A 14245-nucleotide genomic window follows, 5' to 3' on the forward strand; every position below is an offset into this window, starting at 1 on the left:
TGCAGACTGACACCATCGTCCGACGGCGTCACAGGGTCAGCGCGGCGGGAAGACGTCCGAGGACAGGAAGCGGGACGAAGTTCTCGGCGTGGTCGACGCCGATGCGTGCGCCCCACAGCCGGGCCAGGATCTCGGCCATTGGTCCGAAGTGCTCGGTGATGGGCTGGGACGCGTGTGCGGCCAGGGCGCGTTGCTTGGTGACCCAGGTAGTCGTGATGTCGACGGTGGTGTGCGCGGGAACGGGGCCGTCGAGGGTGAGGCTGTTGTAGGTGTCGGTGGTGTAGACCCGGCGGGGGTGTCCCGTGGCGATGACGACCTCGGGAAGGGCTTCCAACACTGCTTCGGCGATGCGCCGGTGGTCAGGGTGTACATCGCGCACCGGGTGGGTGAGGACAACCTCGGGGCCTGTATCCAGCAGCAGCTCGCGCACGGTCCCCGCGGTGGCCTGGTTGATCTGATGAAGCCCGGCGCCGAGTGCGGCGGCCCCGGCGGCGGCCTCGCTGGCGCGGGGCTCGGGGTGACGTGGGACGGCGATGGTGACGTCGGCCCCGGCGGCGACGCAGAGGGCGAGAGTGCCGCCGGCCCAGAGTTCGGCGTCGTCGGGATGGGCCATCACGGTCAACACCGAGGCGGGCGGGATGAACGCGACCAGTGGAATCACCACAGCCCGAGCTTGTCGATGACGTCGGCAGGCTTGGGCAGGCTCCGGCTGCTGCGGCCGGCGGGTAGCAGGGGCAGGGTGACGTCGGTGCGCATTCTGATCAGGTCGCGCCAGCCGAGGACCTGGTCCCAGGCTTCGAGGACGGCCTTGCCCTTGGTGCCGATGAGCCGTCCCGCGTCGGCCAGCTGGTCGAGAGTGAGGCCACCGGCCAGAAGCTTGGCTGCAGTGCCCGCGCCGACCCCGCGCACGCCGGGGATGTTGTCCGCCGGGTCGCCCGTGAGGGCCCGGAAGTCCGCCCACTGGGTCGGCTGAACCTGGTAGCGGTCGAACACAGTGCCGGGCTCGATGTGGCGGCGGCCTCGCTTCATGGCGGTGTTGACCACCCGGACGTGCTCGTCGATGAGCTGGTAGAAGTCACGGTCGCCGGACATGATCCACACTCGGCGCTCGGGGTCGTCGCGGCGGACGCGAGCGACGAGGGATGCGATCACGTCGTCGGCCTCGGCCGTGTCGATCTCGATCCAGGCCAGCTCGTAGGCGGTCAGCGCTTCCTGGACGTGTGGGATGGCGCGGATGGGTTTGAGTGCGGCTTCGTCGAGGACGCGGTTCGCCTTGTAGTCGCTGTCGGTGGCTTGACGTTCGGCCGCGCCGTTCTGGCCGTCGAACACCACGATCACCTCCGGCGGGGAGGTGAACTCCTCGCGGATCGCTACGCGCAGTAGTGCGAAGAAGGCGAACTCGGCAGTCAGCTCGCGTGTCTTGTCGCGGGAGAAGATCGCGGCCGGGAAGCCGAAGGCTCCGCGCCAGAGCAGGTTGTGGCCGTCGACCAGCAGAAGAGGGACGTCATTCATCACCGCACCGCCTTGAGGAAGTCATGGGCGACTGTGGTGGGCAGATAGTCCCGCGAGCGGTAGTACGCAGCCCGTGATAGCGCTGCGTAGCGTACCGGATCGTCGAGGAGGACTTCGGCGGCACCCCACAGCCCGAACTCGCCGTGGGCGCGAGGCACCACGATCCCGCCCGCTCCTTCCCCGGTGCCAATGAGGGTGGGCAGGTTGTCCACGTCGAAGGCGACGACCGGGGTGCCGACGCTCATGGCCTCCAAGGCGACGAGGCCGAAGGTCTCCTTGGTCGAGGGCACGATGACCACGGCGGCGTTGGCGAGCCACGGCTGGACCTGGTCCCAGGGCAGGCCGTCGTCGCGGACGCTGCCCCTGAACAGGTAGGCGGCCGAGTGGGCGCAGCGACGATACTCGGCGGCCTGTGCGCCGGCGGCGTGCTCGAACCCGGCCTCGGCGAGGACGACCTCGACGCCGCGGTCGACGAGGCGGCCGGCGTCGAGCAGAGCGCGGACGTTCTTCTCCGGCCCGAGCCGGGCCAGCACCCGCACTGGCCCGCTCCGCCGCAGCGCCTCGCGCTGGCTGGCATCGGGTGCGCTGTGGTTGCCGAGCAGGGCGTTGGGCACGATCTGCCAGCAGGTGCTGTCGTAGTCCCGGTCGTGGGCATGGCCGAGGACCGTGGTCGACGGCACGATCACCAGGTCGGTGCGTTCCAAGGCCGGTACGAGGTCCTGGTCGTGGCCGACGACGTGCATCGCCAGCACTGTGCGCACTCCGTCGCAAGCTGGGGCGAGGCGTCCGAGTCCCCACAAGGCGTCGACGTACACGGCGATGTCCACGTGATGGCGGCGGTAGAGAGCGCGGAGGTCAGCGGCGATGATTTTGTCTTGGCCGTGGGTGCTGATTGCCTCGCGCAGTTCGTCGTCGCTGGCAGGGAAGGTGACCCCGACCGAGCCGAGCACGACCAGGTCCTCGTCGACCTCGTCCTCGGTCGAGTCGGGCTCGATTGCGGTGATGATCAGGGCCCGGTGTCCGAGCTGGCGCAGTCCGCGGGCGAGGGCGGCGGTCGCGCGTTCCATCCCGGCCGGCGCGTCGGGGGCGTAGGAAGCCAGAACGAATGCGACGGTGACCGGCTTGGTGGCGTCAGGCATGGCTGGTCACCTGCGCGGGGATGGGTATGTCGGTGGTCGGCTGGGCGGGGCGTTTCTCCCAGGGAAAGCTGACCCAGTCCGACACCGTCCACACCGAGTAGTCCGGGCAGGTCTCGGCCCCGGTGTTCAAGCACAACGTCGCGGTGATCACGTGAGCGTCCGGCGCGAGGACCGGGGTGAGGACGTTGCGGACTTTGTGCAGAGTGGCGCCGCTGCCGCAGATGTCGTCGACAACGAGGATGGCGCCGTGGAGCTTGCTGCGGCCGATGCTCCGGCGAAAGGCGTCGACGTCCACGGTGACCTTGCCGGTGGCCTGGCGGTACAGGCCGTCGTCGGCGTTGTGCTGGGCCTGCACGGTTCGGGGTTTCGCACCGAGGCGGCCGGCGAGGATGCGGGCGGGGGCGACGCCGCCGTTGGCGATACCGATGACGTGGTCGACCTTCGGGTGGTCGCGGCTGATGGCGGCGAACAGCAGCAGGCAGGCGTCGCTCAGGGCCTCGGGGGTGACCCGCCAGATGCGCTGGTGCTCGAACACGCGCAGTGCGGTGCGGGTCATGCCGAACCGTCCCGTCCGGTCACGGCCAGGCTGACCGGCCCGGTCAGCGGGTGCAGGGCGGCGATGGCGGTGGTATCCGGCGTGTTGCGCCAGACCTGCCCGTCGGCGCGCACGACGGTGAACCCGGCGGCGTCGGCGCGGGTGCGCAATCGCACCGGGACCGGGGGCGTGCCGAGCGCGCCGATCAGGTCGTGGGCCTCCTCGTCCGGCACTTGTTCGGCGGTGGCGAGCGACGCGCCTTCGCCGAAGGGCAGGTACTGCAGGACGGTCAGGCCGTGGACGCCGAGCCGGTCGGCCAGCTCGACCAGCGCGGGTAGTCCGGCGGCGGTGGAGCGCATGAGCACGGCTTGGATCTGGGTCGGGATGCCATGGGCGAGGGCGGCGCGGATGCCGGAGACGGCCTTGGCGAAGCTGCCCTCGCCGCGCCAGCGATCGTGACGCTCGGGGTTGGGGCCGTCGAGGCTGACCCGGATCGCGTCGACCCGGCGGGCGAGGGCTTCGGCGCGGCGAGGCAGGTGGGTGCCGTTGGTGGTGACGCTGACCGCGCAGCCGCCGTCGACCAGCACATCGAGCAGGGTGGGCAGGTCGCGGATCAACAGCGGTTCGCCGCCGGAGACGTCCACGCCGAGCACCCCGGAAGAAGCGATCCTGGCCGCGACGTCGGCACGTTCGCCGCGGCCGAGCTCCGCGACGGTCTTGTCGTCCAGGCACTGCGGGCAGGCCAGGTTGCAGCGCACGATGGGCGACCAGCACACGCTCACCGGCATTACGTCGCCCAGTTCGCCGGGGTGGACTTCCGGTAGTGCGGTGATGCTCTCGTGGGCCAGGGCGGTGCGTCCGGTGAGGATCGGCTGGCCGGTTCGGTGGGTCATGCCGGTGAGCGGGTCGTAGGCGACACCGCTGCCGCCGCGCGTGCCGCAGCCGACCATCCGGCGCCCCGAGGCACGTCCGATGGTCGTCGTTGTCGTAGTCATGGGCGTACCTCGCAGTGGGTGAGCAGCTCGGACATGGCGGCGATGAAGGTTTCGGAGCGTCCTCGCGGAGCGGGCAGCTCCAGCAGATCGCGGTAGCGGGCGAGGGTGCGCGGCCAGCCGGCGAGCTTGTGTTGCCACTGCTCGGCTGCGTCGGGTGGATCGAGGTGAAAGCCGACGACCTGGCGCAGCGGGATGACCAGCAGCCCGGCGGCGATCAGGCAGGCGCCGAGGTAGGTGTCCTCCATGCCCCACCCAAGGCGGCCGAACTCCGCGTCGAACCCGCCGACGTCCAGCACGGCGGCGCGCGGTACGGCGACCAGCGCGGTGACGACCATGCGGGGCAGGTCCCAGTCGTAGTAGGACTGCCCGTACCCGAGGTCGATGAAGTCGTGGGTGTCGTCGAGCGGGCGGCCGTCGAGCGGCTCGGGCAGCGTGATCCCGCTGTAGGGCAGCGTGGTGTTCGGCGGTGGCCGCCACACGACCCGGTGATCGGCCGCGAGATTCGGGATGCGCGCCAGGATGGCCGCGTCGTGGGAGTGGACCTCGTGGCGCAGGTTGTGGCGGAACCCGACCAGCACGCTGGTATCGGTGGCGCGAGCAGCGATGTCGGTGAGCACGTGTGGGGGAACCACCATGTCGCCGTCGAGGTAGAGCACCGTCTGACCTCGGGCGAGCGCGGTACCGACATTGCGGGCGGTGGCCGCGCCCATCCGCTCCGGCAGCCGCACCAACCGGTCGACCACCCGGTGCCGCGCGGCGACCTGGGCGGTGTCGTCAGCACTGGCATCGTCGACGACGATGACCTCGAACTCGTCCTGGCGATGCTGGGCGTCCAGAGCGTCGAGCACGGTGGGCAGGCTGTAACCGACCTCGTGGGCGGGGATGACCACCGAGACGGTGCGCGAGCGCGCCAGCCAACAGTCCGACGGAGTGGGCTGGTGCCAGCCGATCCCGTCGGCGAGAGCCTCCCAAGCATGAGTGCTGGAGCTGTGGTTGTTGCCGTGCCGCAGCAACTCCTCCCGCAGCGGTACGGAGTTGTCGATCATAGCCAGCCCCAACGGGACAGCACTCGCCTTGCGCCCAACCAATCGGTCGGTTCCGGCAACACCGCCAACTCCAGCGGCGGAACGTGATCGAACAGGCATTCGGCGGCGATCACGTAGAGCGGCTCCAACACCACGAGCACCTGCCGCAGCGTCTTGCCACGCAGGTCGTTGGCGAGGCGCGAGGTCACCCGAGCCCGGAGGGCTTCGGCCTCGCCGCGGCTACGAAGCTTGTGGTCGTACGTGCCGACCAGGTCCTCGGGGTGCAGCAGGCCGTGTTCCGCGGACAGGATCCTGATCCGCACCTGGTAGTTGGGGGCCAGGTGTTCGCGCAAGTGAGGCACCAGCGCGCCCTGGTACAGCTCCAGCGCCGGAGTCGGATCGGTGGTAACGAGCTTCTCGCGGCTGCAAGAGACGATGACCAGGCCCTGCTCAGGCTCGATGGCGGCGGCGAACGTCATGGTCGGCGCACCACCCGAAGCCCGATGCCCTCCGAGGCCAGCTCGGCGGGCGCGGCGTTGAGGAACGTTGACCGCGCGTACAGCGGAAGCGAGGCGTAGGACCCGCCACGCAGGACCGCCCCGTTGCCCATCGTCGAGCGAGCGGTCCACTCCCACACGTTGCCCGCTACGTCCAACAGCCCTTCAGGGGTCGCGCCGGCGGGGTGGGTGTCGACCGGACTCGTGGCGTCCAGCCCTGAGCCATTCAGGTTCGCCAGCTCCGGAGTCCACTCCTGATCGCCCCATGGCCAATGTCGGCCCGTGGGCCCGGCCGCCATCCACTCCCATTCCGCCGAGGTCGGCAGCCTGCCGCCCAGAGCGTGCGCGACCTGAACGGCCTGGTCGTGTTTGAGGCCGGTGACCGGGTGCAGGCTGCGTGTACTGGTGCGTCCGCCGCTCAGTTGGGCGTAGGTGATCGGGGTGCGTGTCCACAGCAAGGTGCCGATCTCGGCAGGTCGGGCGTCATCGCCGAACGCGCAAGTCCCACCGGGCACCTCGATCCACTCGACGTTCACCTCAGTCAGCCCCCGATCAGAAAGAGGTCTTCGACGTTCGCGCGTAGCCGCACTCGGCTCTTGGACTCGTTGGGACGGAGCCCGAACTCGGCGAGCGCGGCATTGATGACCGCGAAGGCGTCTCGTGCTCCTGCCTCATCGGCGGAGAAGACCGCGTAGTTGTCGGCGAACCGCACCACCCGCAATCCGTCCAGCAGCGCATCCGGCCTCGACAGCCGCAGGTTGATCAGCATCGGTGCGAGTCCCGACCCAGCAGCGATTGGATACGGCATCGCGGTCAACGCGGTGCGCATACGGCCGAGGAAGGTGCCGTCATGGACGTGGTGGGCACACCAGTCCACGACCTGGTCGACTGTGACGCCCTCGGACACCGAGGCCACGTCCACGTCAGCCACTGCGCGGAAACCGGCCTCGGCGTGGGCCGCGGCGGCCCGCAGCGCGGTGATGCGGTTGCGGCGAGGTCGGTAACCCGACACCCAGTCGCGCAGCACACGGGCTTCGAGGATCGGTTCGATGGCGTTGCGCAGTGCGCGGTGTACGAGCCGGTCGAGCAGCGTGGGGACGCAGACCACCATCGATTTACCCGTGTAGGTCGGGAACCGCACCTCCCGCAGCGGTCCTGGTCGCCAGGTGCCATCGGCCAGTTGGTCTGCCAGCCGAGGCAGCAGTTCGCCGGAGCGCCGACGCAACTCCGCCAGGGTCATCCGGTCCACGCCGGGCGCCGAGGTGCGCCGACCGCACTGCCTCAAGGCCGTTCGCAGGTGCTTCTCATCCAGCATCGGCATCAGCGAGTGCGCTTGCGGGCCGCGGGGTGGCGGCGCGGCACAGCGGTGCGCTAGCGTCGGCGCTGCTTGGGCGGCAGGCACGCTCCCCCGGTCACTGACGTCAGGCTCGCAACCCAACACGCGCGAGCTGTGACCCGAGGAAAGACGGCCCCGCTCAGGCCCGGCCCCGGAGGCGTCTACGTCCACGGTCGTCACGCCCCTCTACGCGGCCCGGTACACGGTGGGGTCGATGATGTCGTTGCCACGGAAGGCTTCCCGCCGTTCCGTACAGGTTCCGCAAGTGCCGCAGTGGACGTCTTGACCGCGGTAACACGACCACGTTCGCGCGAACGGCACCTCCAGTGCTTCCCCGACTCGTACGACGTCGGTCTTGGACAACGTCAGGAAAGGTGCGAGCACCTGGAAGTCCGGCACGAGTAGGCCCTCGTTGGCGGCCTGCACGCTGCGGGCGAACCGCTCGACGAATTCGGGCCTGCAGTCGGGGTAGATGGCGTGGTCTCCGGCGTGTGCGCCGAACGCCACCGCGTCGGCGCGGACGGAGGTCGCGACCGAGACGGCGATGTCGAGCATGATCGCGTTGCGGTTGGGCACCACCGTGGCCGCCATCGACTCATCGGTGTAGTGCCCGTCCGGTACCGCCACAGAGGTGTCAGTCAGCGCGCATCCGGTCAACAACGTGCCAAGGCTGGTCAAATCGATGATGCGATGTGGACTGTCGAGCAGCCGCGCGATCTCGGCGGCGTGATCGAGTTCGATGCGATGCCGCTGTCCGTAGTCGAACGACAGCAGCGTCAGGCGGGAGTGTCGGGCCGCCAGCCAGTAGGCCAGGACCGTCGAATCCAGTCCGCCGGAGGCGATCACGACGACGTGTTCGGGGTGCCTGTGCTCGGCCTGGGTAGTCGACATGCTCACCATGCCCGCGACAAGGTGCGCCGGACAGCACCGACGACGACTCCCCAGGTCGGCAACTCCAGGCCGGCCTCGGGCCACGCCAGCCAGCGCAGCCCACCTTCAGTGCAACCGAAGGCGGGCAACGGGATCGTCGTATCGGACTCATACCAACCGACCTGTATGGACATCAGGTCGGCGATGGTGGACTCCCGCATGCGCGTACGTGGCTGGGTCAGGAAGATCCAGTCGTCGGGCTTTGTGCCTGGAATGCCGGGCACGACGATGACCGGGGCCGTGAGAATCGCCTGGACGAGTTGATGGTTTACCTGGCCACCGAGCCCGGCCCGCATGACCAGCGCGTCCACGGTGTCACCCAGACGCAGCCGGACTTCGCCGGTCGACGGCTCGATGGTGGTCGGCCAGCTGAGAAACTTGGTGTACTTCGACTGCGAACTTTCGTGAGCCGCTTCACGCTGCTGAACGTCAGCTGCTGTGGCGGTGGACATGGTGTGCTCCTTAATGCAAGGGATGGTGCGGCGGAGCCAGAGCGCCTCAACGGGAAAACTCCAGCTCCGCCGTGATCGAGGAGGCGGTGGTGACACCGCGCGAGATCGCGCTGGACGACAGGCGGCGCGAGGCAGTTCAGGTCAGGCAACGTCAGGCAATGCTCGGAACTGCCTGGGAAGTGCCGAGTGAACGCGACGCCTTGATGTCGGCCACCTCATACGGCTTCGCTTTCTCGAATGAAACCCAGGCCGTGTGTGCCAACGGTCTTCAGCGCGTGCACGAGTACCGGCGACGGATGTTGGTGCGGTTCGCGCCAGTGCCTTCCAACGGGCGGCAACTTGGCAAGTCGGTGCCTGCCAGTAGAAGTCACATCGGAACGGCGGCGCTGCCGGAAGGCGCGGCACAGCAGGCAACTGACCAACACCACGGCGGCGACCGCGGTGATCACCGGGGCCAGCGGGATCATGCAATCTCACCTCGCAGGGCGGGGATCGCAGCGGAACCAGGTATCGGGGTCGTGATTCCGCCGCGACATGGCGGTGAAGCAGGGCGCCCCACGACGGCTGGGGGATGACCGCCGCTGTACTGCTTCACCGTGCTCGCCGTGCCGGTTCCCTCGGAGGCGCCAAGTCCACCGGGGGCCGGGGTGGCGGCCACCTCCTTGGCCTTGGTGAAGGCGGAGCGGAACTGCTCGGCCTCGGCAGCGTCGAGCGAGGCGGCCTCACCCGCAGGCGCCACCACTACGACCTCCGAGCCGCGCACGAGCACCGTCAGGCTCCGAGGGCGGCCGGCGACATCGCGGCACGTCACCGCCCAAGGTCCGCGGTCGTTCATCGTGCGTCACCGCCTCGTGCGGTGGCCCAACTCCGTACCCACACCGGCTGCACGAGGAAACGCGGCACAGCGAGCTTTGTTTGTGGGCATCGCGGAACCGAAAGCTCCGCGAATCGCTGGGAGAGTTTCATCATCTACTCCGATACTCAGCGAGTCCCGATTTACTTATGTCCCGAACTTCTGCTACTCCCATAGCGTCGAGCGTTTAGTCGTTCGCTCGGCGAAGCCGGGCGAACGGTGGGCTCTAACAGCAACGGTGCTGGTAGGACCGCTGCGAACCCGCCAATGCAGCTAAACGTCCGCCGCCCGACACGAACCAGAGCGCGAGCGCGGCGGCGATGGGGCGTGCACGGGGCGGCAGGTGTCGTGACCTGCGGAAATCTCGATCGGGCGTGGTTGTGCCGAACGGGTGAAACCGCGCAATACTCTGGGTACTGGCCGCAGAAATGCGAGACACCACAGGGCGGCCTGTGATAGTTGGCGCCCCTTTTGGGTGGTCGACCAGTGGTCATCGCGCGGTGCTCCGCGGGCAATGAAGATCGACTAGGGTGCAATGGCCTCGCTAGGTAAGCCCGGGCTTGACCTGGGCAAACGGCAGCGGGACGATCCTGGGGCTATCGGTGCGGACGGAGACGGTATGGCTGTGCGGCGACAAAGCCTCGCGGAACGTCGCGAAGCCCTGGGATACACACAGGAGACGCTCGCACAAGAGATGGGGGTCGACCGATCTACGGTTGCCCGCTGGGAGCGCGGCGTCCAATCACCTCAGCCGTGGATGCGGCCTACCCTGGCGAAGGCTCTTCAGCTGACACCTGCCAGCCTGGCCGCAATGCTGGGTGGAAGCGCCCCGGACCGCGCACTCGCTTCGGCAGTTGCTCCGGGAGACGCGGCGCGGTTGAGCGATCTCGACGGCGCGGAAGTCGTCGACAGCATCTTCACGACAGCTCAAGATCTGCAAATCGCCGACCGCCGAATCGGTGGGGGCGCACTGTATCCGTCAGTTGCGCACTACCTAACGCAGCAGATCGGGCCGCAGTTGATGTCACCCTCCCACGGAGTGTCGGTTCCTCGGTTGTTCGCAGCCGCCGCGTCAGTCACCGAGATTGCCGGATGGATGGCACATGACAGCGGGAACGACGCAAACGCGCGAAGGTACTTCGATCGCGCTTTCCGGTTGGCAATGGCAGGAGACGACCGGGCTCTGGCAGCGAACAGCTGCGCCTCGATGGCGCATCTGGCCATCGAGTTGCGGCAGCCCCACGACGCTGTCCGCATCGCCGTCGAAGGGCTCGGGCAAGCCACAGCTGCCTACGGCACCTCGCGTCTCGTCGCCCGACTGCACACAATGCGCGCCCGTGGTCTCGCCCTCATCGGTGACCGCGCCGGGTGCAGTAAGGCGTTGGAGGACGCCGAGAGCATCCTGGACGAAGCGACGGCGGAGCAACCCGCCCAATGGATCGCCGCGTTCGACGAAGCGTCACTCGCAAGCGAAGCCGCGCTGTGCTTCCTGCAACTGGCGGAACTCGATGAAGCCGAGCGCCGTGCCCGCGAGGTCATCCGACTGCGGTCAGGCGATCGGGTCCGAAGCCGGACCTTTGCCCAGCTCACCCTGGCCAACGTTCTGGTGCATGCGGGCCGGGTTGACGAGGCAGCGGCGATCGGCCACGAAGCTTGCAGCACGACCGTCTCATTGAGCTCAGCCAGGGTTGTCCACCAGCTCCGTGCCCTCGGCGGCGTGCTCAGCCTCGCGCCGCGGTCGAGGCAGGTCTCGTCGTTTCTCGCCGCGTTGGCCGGCCTATCCGCCACCTCGGGTGAACACAACGGCGCGGTCTCGTCGTGGCCGGTATGACCGACGACGAGGCACGCTTCGCCTACCTGGCGGAAGGGAACGCCAAGCAGGCACGCAAGCGTGTGGCCGCCGACCTGCTGATCCGTGACGAAGCCGGACGCATCCTGGTGGTAAATCCGACCTACAAGGAGAATTGGGACCTGCCTGGCGGTATGGCGGAAAGCAATGAACCGCCGAGGGCAGCAGGCGAGCGCGAGCTGACCGAGGAACTCGGGCTCACCGTGGTCGCTGGCCGCGTCCTCGTTCTGGACTGGATCGGACCTCACGGGCCGTGGGACGACCAATTGGTGTTCATCTTCGACGGAGGCACGCTGTCTGCCACGCAGGTGGAGACCATCAGCATCTCCGATCCAGAGATCAGCGACTTCGCGTTCGTCGAACTTGCCGAGGCGAAGGCCATGCTGCGGCCCGACATGGCGCAACGACTGGCCCGTGCTCACGATGCCCTCGCCACAGGCGCCACAGACTATTCCGAGTGACACGCCCGGCTCCAGCGCGGGAGAGGCGTTGCCAAGAGGCGGTCGACAGACCGACCGTGGACGACGTCAATTCGTCGGTTGGATGAGCAAGGCGGCGAAGGCACCGATGATCAGGAACGGACCTAGCGGCACGTCACGGCCAGGCTCCGATCGCCGAGCGATACGCAGCACGAGCAGAGCGACGGCAGCGCTGAACCATCCGAACAGCGTGCCGCCCAGAACCGTCGACCAGCCAGCCCACCCGAGGGCAAGGCCCAGAAGGGCACCGAGCCGGAGGTCTCCTCCGCCGAGTTGGCCAGGCTGAAGGAAATAGAGCGCTCCGTAGAACGCGAGGAGCGCGAGCATGCCGGCCGCGGAGCGGATGAGCGGGTACGCGTCGCGGTTGAGGACGGCGGCCAGGCTGAACAGCGCGGCCAGGATGATTCCGCTGGGCCAGATCAGCTTGGTGGGCAGCGTGCGGGAGTTCCAGTCCACCGCGGCGAGCAGAACACCGGCAGCGGCAAGCCAGGAGTAGGCGAACAGGTCAGGTTCCGCGCCGATGCGCCAGGCGAGGACCGAGAACAGGGCGGCGGTGACCACTTCCAGCAGGGTTGGTGGCGCCAGCCGCTCGCCCTTCGCTGGGAGGATCGAGCTCCGTTGGACGGCCATACGCAGGACGCTGGCAAGTGCGAGCCCGACCAGGCCCCAGCCGGCGATGCTGACCGGCGTCACCGTGGATCTCGTGCCGCTCGCCGGTTCGCACGAGTGACGGAGTTTGCCAACGATCTACCCCCTGTAGCCCCCTGATTACGGCCTTCCGGTGTAGCGAACCTACTACTCAGCGCCATTTGGACACGCTGTCATTAGCCCATTCGGGTGAATTTTGCCCTGTTTTTGCTGTTCCGACACTTGTGTCCCTTCATAGGGACATTGCGGTCTCCTAGGGGGCGCCAGGTAGACGTGAGGAGTACCACACTAGATCGAAAGGAATTTTCGCAGATCCGAGGGGGTGCACGTGGTCGGGGGCAACGTACACGGCCGCAACGGCCGGCGCAGGGTGGGACTGGCAGTAGTTGGACTCGCGGCGCTGACGTTCGCGGCCTGTAGTTCGAACTCGTCTTCGACGCCTGGGGGCACGACTGGGGCGGCAACGCCGCCATCGACGACCAGCGCTCCGCCGTCGTCGGCTTCTCCGGCGGACACGGCACGTCAGCAGGCGACGGCTGCCTACACGGGCATGTGGCGGCAGATGGCCAAGGCCGGTGAAACCGCCGACTGGCAGTCGCCTGAGCTCGCGAAGTACGCGACCGGCGACGCGCTCGGGGTGATCAACCGCAGCCTGTACACGGACCATCTCAACGGTGTCGTGACGAAGGGCGAGCCGAAGACGAACCCCCAGGTGTCCAAGGTGGATCCGCCGGACAACCCGACCACGGTCATGATCTCGGACTGCGGAGATGACAGCGGCTGGCTGAAGTACAAGAACGGCCAGTTGGTCAACGACACACCGGGCGGGCGACGCTCGATCACCGCGGAAGTCAAGAAGCAGCAGGACGGCACGTGGAGGGTCACCCGCTTCGCAGTAGAGGCGGTGGGCTCGTGTTGAAACGTTTAGGAGTCGTTGCCGGCCTGTCTGCGGCCGTGCTCGTGGCGACCGCGGTACCCGCGTTCGCGGACGGCGGCTGGGGATTCACCGACTGCAGCCAGTACCCCAACCCTGGTTGCGAGCTCGGCGCAGGCAAGAACCCTCGGCCTGGAACCGGAAACCAGGGCAACGGAAACGGCAAGCCCAGCAACCCTGGCCAGACCAATCCCGGCACGGGGCAGGCCAACGCCAACGGCGACACGATCATCGGCGGCAACAACAATCTGGCCCAGTGCGGCTATGAACGCAGTGACTATCAGGGCCCGCCACCGGGAGGCGCGCAGCCGGCGGCCTTCCACGTGCCGCCCAAGTCGGGTGCGGTCACCGCGGTGCCCGCGGTGTACCGGCCGCAGAGCGCGCCGGCCACCGCGCAGTTCGCGGTCGCGCAGCCGCGGTTCGCGCAGGCCCAACCGCCGTCCGGCGCTTGGTACGTCTACAAGTGCACCGGGCCCGGCTTCGCGGATGCGCTGTACCGGCCGCCGGTGTGGATCACGGACGGCCAGCCCGGCCCGGTGCCGTTGCCGTCGCCGGCTGAGCTCGCGGCGCAGGCGCGGAACCAGCTGCGGCTTCCTACTCCGAAGATCAAGGCGAACCCGGCTGGCGACCAGTTGGTCAGCCTGCCGACGTGGTTGTGGCTGGACCGCAGCAGTTGGGGTGACGTTTCGGCCACCGCGTCGGTGCCGGGCGTGTCGGTGACTGCGGTCGCGAGGCCGACCTCGGTGACGTGGTCGATGGGTGATGGCGGCTCGGTGACCTGTACCGGCCCTGGCTCGCCGTTCCCTGCCGGTGGTGATCCGAAGAGCGCCTCGCCGGATTGCGGCTACACCTACAAGACGTCTTCAGCCGGGCAGCGCGCGGACGCGTTCCCGGTGACCGCCACGGTGAATTGGACCGTGACGTGGTCGGGCGCGGGCCAGGGCGGCACGTTCCCGAACATGACGACCTCGGCCTCGGTGGCGTTCCGCGTGGCGGAGAGCCAGGGAATCGCGACCGGCTGAGCGAAGCCTCCCGCCTCATGAGGGCGGGCGTGCACAACG

17 protein-coding genes and 1 pseudogene are annotated in these 14245 nt (G+C 68.3%); 5 read left to right on the forward strand and 13 right to left on the reverse strand.

Annotated features, from left to right (window positions below; all coding sequences use genetic code 11):
* Positions 1-28 precede the first annotated feature (28 nt).
* From A4R43_RS29900 to A4R43_RS42940, 12 genes are all read right to left on the reverse strand, one after another.
* On the reverse strand, positions 29-664 hold the full coding sequence (locus A4R43_RS29900; RefSeq protein ID WP_233520029.1) for a PIG-L deacetylase family protein: 636 nt from the start codon (positions 662-664) through the stop codon (positions 29-31).
* A complete protein-coding gene (locus A4R43_RS29905) occupies positions 658-1512 on the reverse strand; it encodes a 5'-3' exonuclease (RefSeq protein ID WP_110341298.1) in 855 nt (284 codons plus the stop codon). The genes A4R43_RS29900 and A4R43_RS29905 overlap by 7 nt, the downstream gene beginning before the upstream one ends.
* A complete protein-coding gene (locus A4R43_RS29910) occupies positions 1512-2651 on the reverse strand; it encodes a glycosyltransferase family 4 protein (RefSeq protein ID WP_110341300.1) in 1140 nt (379 codons plus the stop codon). Before A4R43_RS29910 ends, A4R43_RS29905 begins: the two co-directional genes overlap by 1 nt.
* Positions 2644-3207 carry a phosphoribosyltransferase gene (locus A4R43_RS29915; protein WP_110341302.1) on the reverse strand — a complete coding sequence of 188 codons (564 nt, stop codon included), beginning with the start codon at positions 3205-3207 and terminating at the stop codon, positions 2644-2646. Before A4R43_RS29915 ends, A4R43_RS29910 begins: the two co-directional genes overlap by 8 nt.
* Positions 3204-4181: a radical SAM protein gene (locus A4R43_RS29920; RefSeq protein WP_233520030.1), complete on the reverse strand. Its 978-nt coding sequence runs from the start codon at positions 4179-4181 to the stop codon at positions 3204-3206. The genes A4R43_RS29915 and A4R43_RS29920 overlap by 4 nt, the downstream gene beginning before the upstream one ends.
* A complete protein-coding gene (locus A4R43_RS29925) occupies positions 4178-5227 on the reverse strand; it encodes a glycosyltransferase family 2 protein (RefSeq protein WP_110341306.1) in 1050 nt (349 codons plus the stop codon). The genes A4R43_RS29920 and A4R43_RS29925 overlap by 4 nt, the downstream gene beginning before the upstream one ends.
* Positions 5224-5685 carry a DUF6884 domain-containing protein gene (locus tag A4R43_RS29930; RefSeq protein WP_110341308.1) on the reverse strand — a complete coding sequence of 154 codons (462 nt, stop codon included), beginning with the start codon at positions 5683-5685 and terminating at the stop codon, positions 5224-5226. The genes A4R43_RS29925 and A4R43_RS29930 overlap by 4 nt, the downstream gene beginning before the upstream one ends.
* Positions 5682-6239, reverse strand: a complete 558-nt coding sequence (locus A4R43_RS29935; protein WP_110341310.1) for a formylglycine-generating enzyme family protein — start codon at positions 6237-6239, stop codon at positions 5682-5684. The genes A4R43_RS29930 and A4R43_RS29935 overlap by 4 nt, the downstream gene beginning before the upstream one ends.
* Before the next feature lie 5 nt (positions 6240-6244).
* Positions 6245-7018: a reverse transcriptase domain-containing protein gene (locus A4R43_RS29940; RefSeq protein ID WP_233520031.1), complete on the reverse strand. Its 774-nt coding sequence runs from the start codon at positions 7016-7018 to the stop codon at positions 6245-6247.
* Positions 7019-7225: 207 nt separating this feature from the next.
* Positions 7226-7930 (reverse strand): 7-cyano-7-deazaguanine synthase QueC, encoded by a 705-nt coding sequence (gene queC / locus A4R43_RS29945; RefSeq protein WP_110341314.1) that lies wholly within the window; start codon positions 7928-7930, stop codon positions 7226-7228.
* Positions 7931-7932: 2 nt separating this feature from the next.
* A complete protein-coding gene (locus A4R43_RS29950; protein WP_110341316.1) occupies positions 7933-8421 on the reverse strand; it encodes a hypothetical protein in 489 nt (162 codons plus the stop codon).
* Between the two features lie 215 nt (positions 8422-8636).
* Positions 8637-8888, reverse strand: a complete 252-nt coding sequence (locus A4R43_RS42940; RefSeq protein ID WP_146240081.1) for a hypothetical protein — start codon at positions 8886-8888, stop codon at positions 8637-8639.
* 1080 nt (positions 8889-9968) lie between these two features.
* Here A4R43_RS42940 and A4R43_RS44225 point away from each other — a divergent pair.
* From A4R43_RS44225 to A4R43_RS29965, 3 genes and pseudogenes are all read left to right on the forward strand, one after another.
* Positions 9969-10025 (forward strand): annotated as a pseudogene (locus A4R43_RS44225) (hypothetical protein); the annotation flags it as partial.
* A 126-nt stretch (positions 10026-10151) separates the two neighbouring features.
* A complete protein-coding gene (locus A4R43_RS29960) occupies positions 10152-11105 on the forward strand; it encodes a tetratricopeptide repeat protein (protein WP_233520040.1) in 954 nt (317 codons plus the stop codon).
* Complete coding sequence (locus A4R43_RS29965) at positions 11102-11584, forward strand: NUDIX domain-containing protein (protein WP_110341322.1); 483 nt, start codon at positions 11102-11104, stop codon at positions 11582-11584. The genes A4R43_RS29960 and A4R43_RS29965 overlap by 4 nt, the downstream gene beginning before the upstream one ends.
* Before the next feature lie 66 nt (positions 11585-11650).
* On the opposite strand, the gene A4R43_RS29970 is transcribed toward A4R43_RS29965, so the two are convergent.
* Positions 11651-12295 (reverse strand): prepilin peptidase, encoded by a 645-nt coding sequence (locus A4R43_RS29970; protein ID WP_110341324.1) that lies wholly within the window; start codon positions 12293-12295, stop codon positions 11651-11653.
* Between the two features lie 517 nt (positions 12296-12812).
* Between A4R43_RS29970 and A4R43_RS29975 the strand changes: the two genes are divergently transcribed.
* Together A4R43_RS29975 and A4R43_RS29980 are read left to right on the forward strand one after the other, a co-directional pair.
* Positions 12813-13169, forward strand: coding sequence for a hypothetical protein (locus tag A4R43_RS29975; protein WP_233520032.1), 357 nt, complete (start codon positions 12813-12815; stop codon positions 13167-13169).
* A gap of 35 nt (positions 13170-13204) precedes the next feature.
* Entirely contained in the window at positions 13205-14206 is a 1002-nt protein-coding gene (locus tag A4R43_RS29980; RefSeq protein WP_199542615.1) for a hypothetical protein, read from the forward strand.
* The last annotated feature ends 39 nt before the right edge of the window (positions 14207-14245 follow it).

The sequence above is a fragment of the Amycolatopsis albispora genome (assembly GCF_003312875.1).
Taxonomy (GTDB): domain Bacteria; phylum Actinomycetota; class Actinomycetes; order Mycobacteriales; family Pseudonocardiaceae; genus Amycolatopsis; species Amycolatopsis albispora.

Excerpts from the sequence above, each read along its gene's own strand:
- A4R43_RS29905 (WP_110341298.1), bottom strand. The coding sequence starts at position 1,512 with ATGAATGACGTCCCTCTTCTGCTGGTCGACGGCCACAACCTGCTCTGG.
- A4R43_RS29910 (WP_110341300.1), bottom strand. The coding sequence starts at position 2,651 with ATGCCTGACGCCACCAAGCCGGTCACCGTCGCATTCGTTCTGGCTTCC.
- A4R43_RS29915 (WP_110341302.1), bottom strand. The coding sequence starts at position 3,207 with ATGACCCGCACCGCACTGCGCGTGTTCGAGCACCAGCGCATCTGGCGG.
- A4R43_RS29920 (WP_233520030.1), bottom strand. The coding sequence starts at position 4,181 with ATGACTACGACAACGACGACCATCGGACGTGCCTCGGGGCGCCGGATG.
- A4R43_RS29925 (WP_110341306.1), bottom strand. The coding sequence starts at position 5,227 with ATGATCGACAACTCCGTACCGCTGCGGGAGGAGTTGCTGCGGCACGGC.
- A4R43_RS29930 (WP_110341308.1), bottom strand. The coding sequence starts at position 5,685 with ATGACGTTCGCCGCCGCCATCGAGCCTGAGCAGGGCCTGGTCATCGTC.
- A4R43_RS29940 (WP_233520031.1), bottom strand. The coding sequence starts at position 7,018 with ATGCTGGATGAGAAGCACCTGCGAACGGCCTTGAGGCAGTGCGGTCGG.
- queC (WP_110341314.1), bottom strand. The coding sequence starts at position 7,930 with ATGTCGACTACCCAGGCCGAGCACAGGCACCCCGAACACGTCGTCGTG.
- A4R43_RS29950 (WP_110341316.1), bottom strand. The coding sequence starts at position 8,421 with ATGTCCACCGCCACAGCAGCTGACGTTCAGCAGCGTGAAGCGGCTCAC.
- A4R43_RS42940 (WP_146240081.1), bottom strand. The coding sequence starts at position 8,888 with ATGATCCCGCTGGCCCCGGTGATCACCGCGGTCGCCGCCGTGGTGTTG.
- A4R43_RS29965 (WP_110341322.1), top strand. The coding sequence starts at position 11,102 with ATGACCGACGACGAGGCACGCTTCGCCTACCTGGCGGAAGGGAACGCC.
- A4R43_RS29975 (WP_233520032.1), top strand. The coding sequence starts at position 12,813 with ATGGCCAAGGCCGGTGAAACCGCCGACTGGCAGTCGCCTGAGCTCGCG.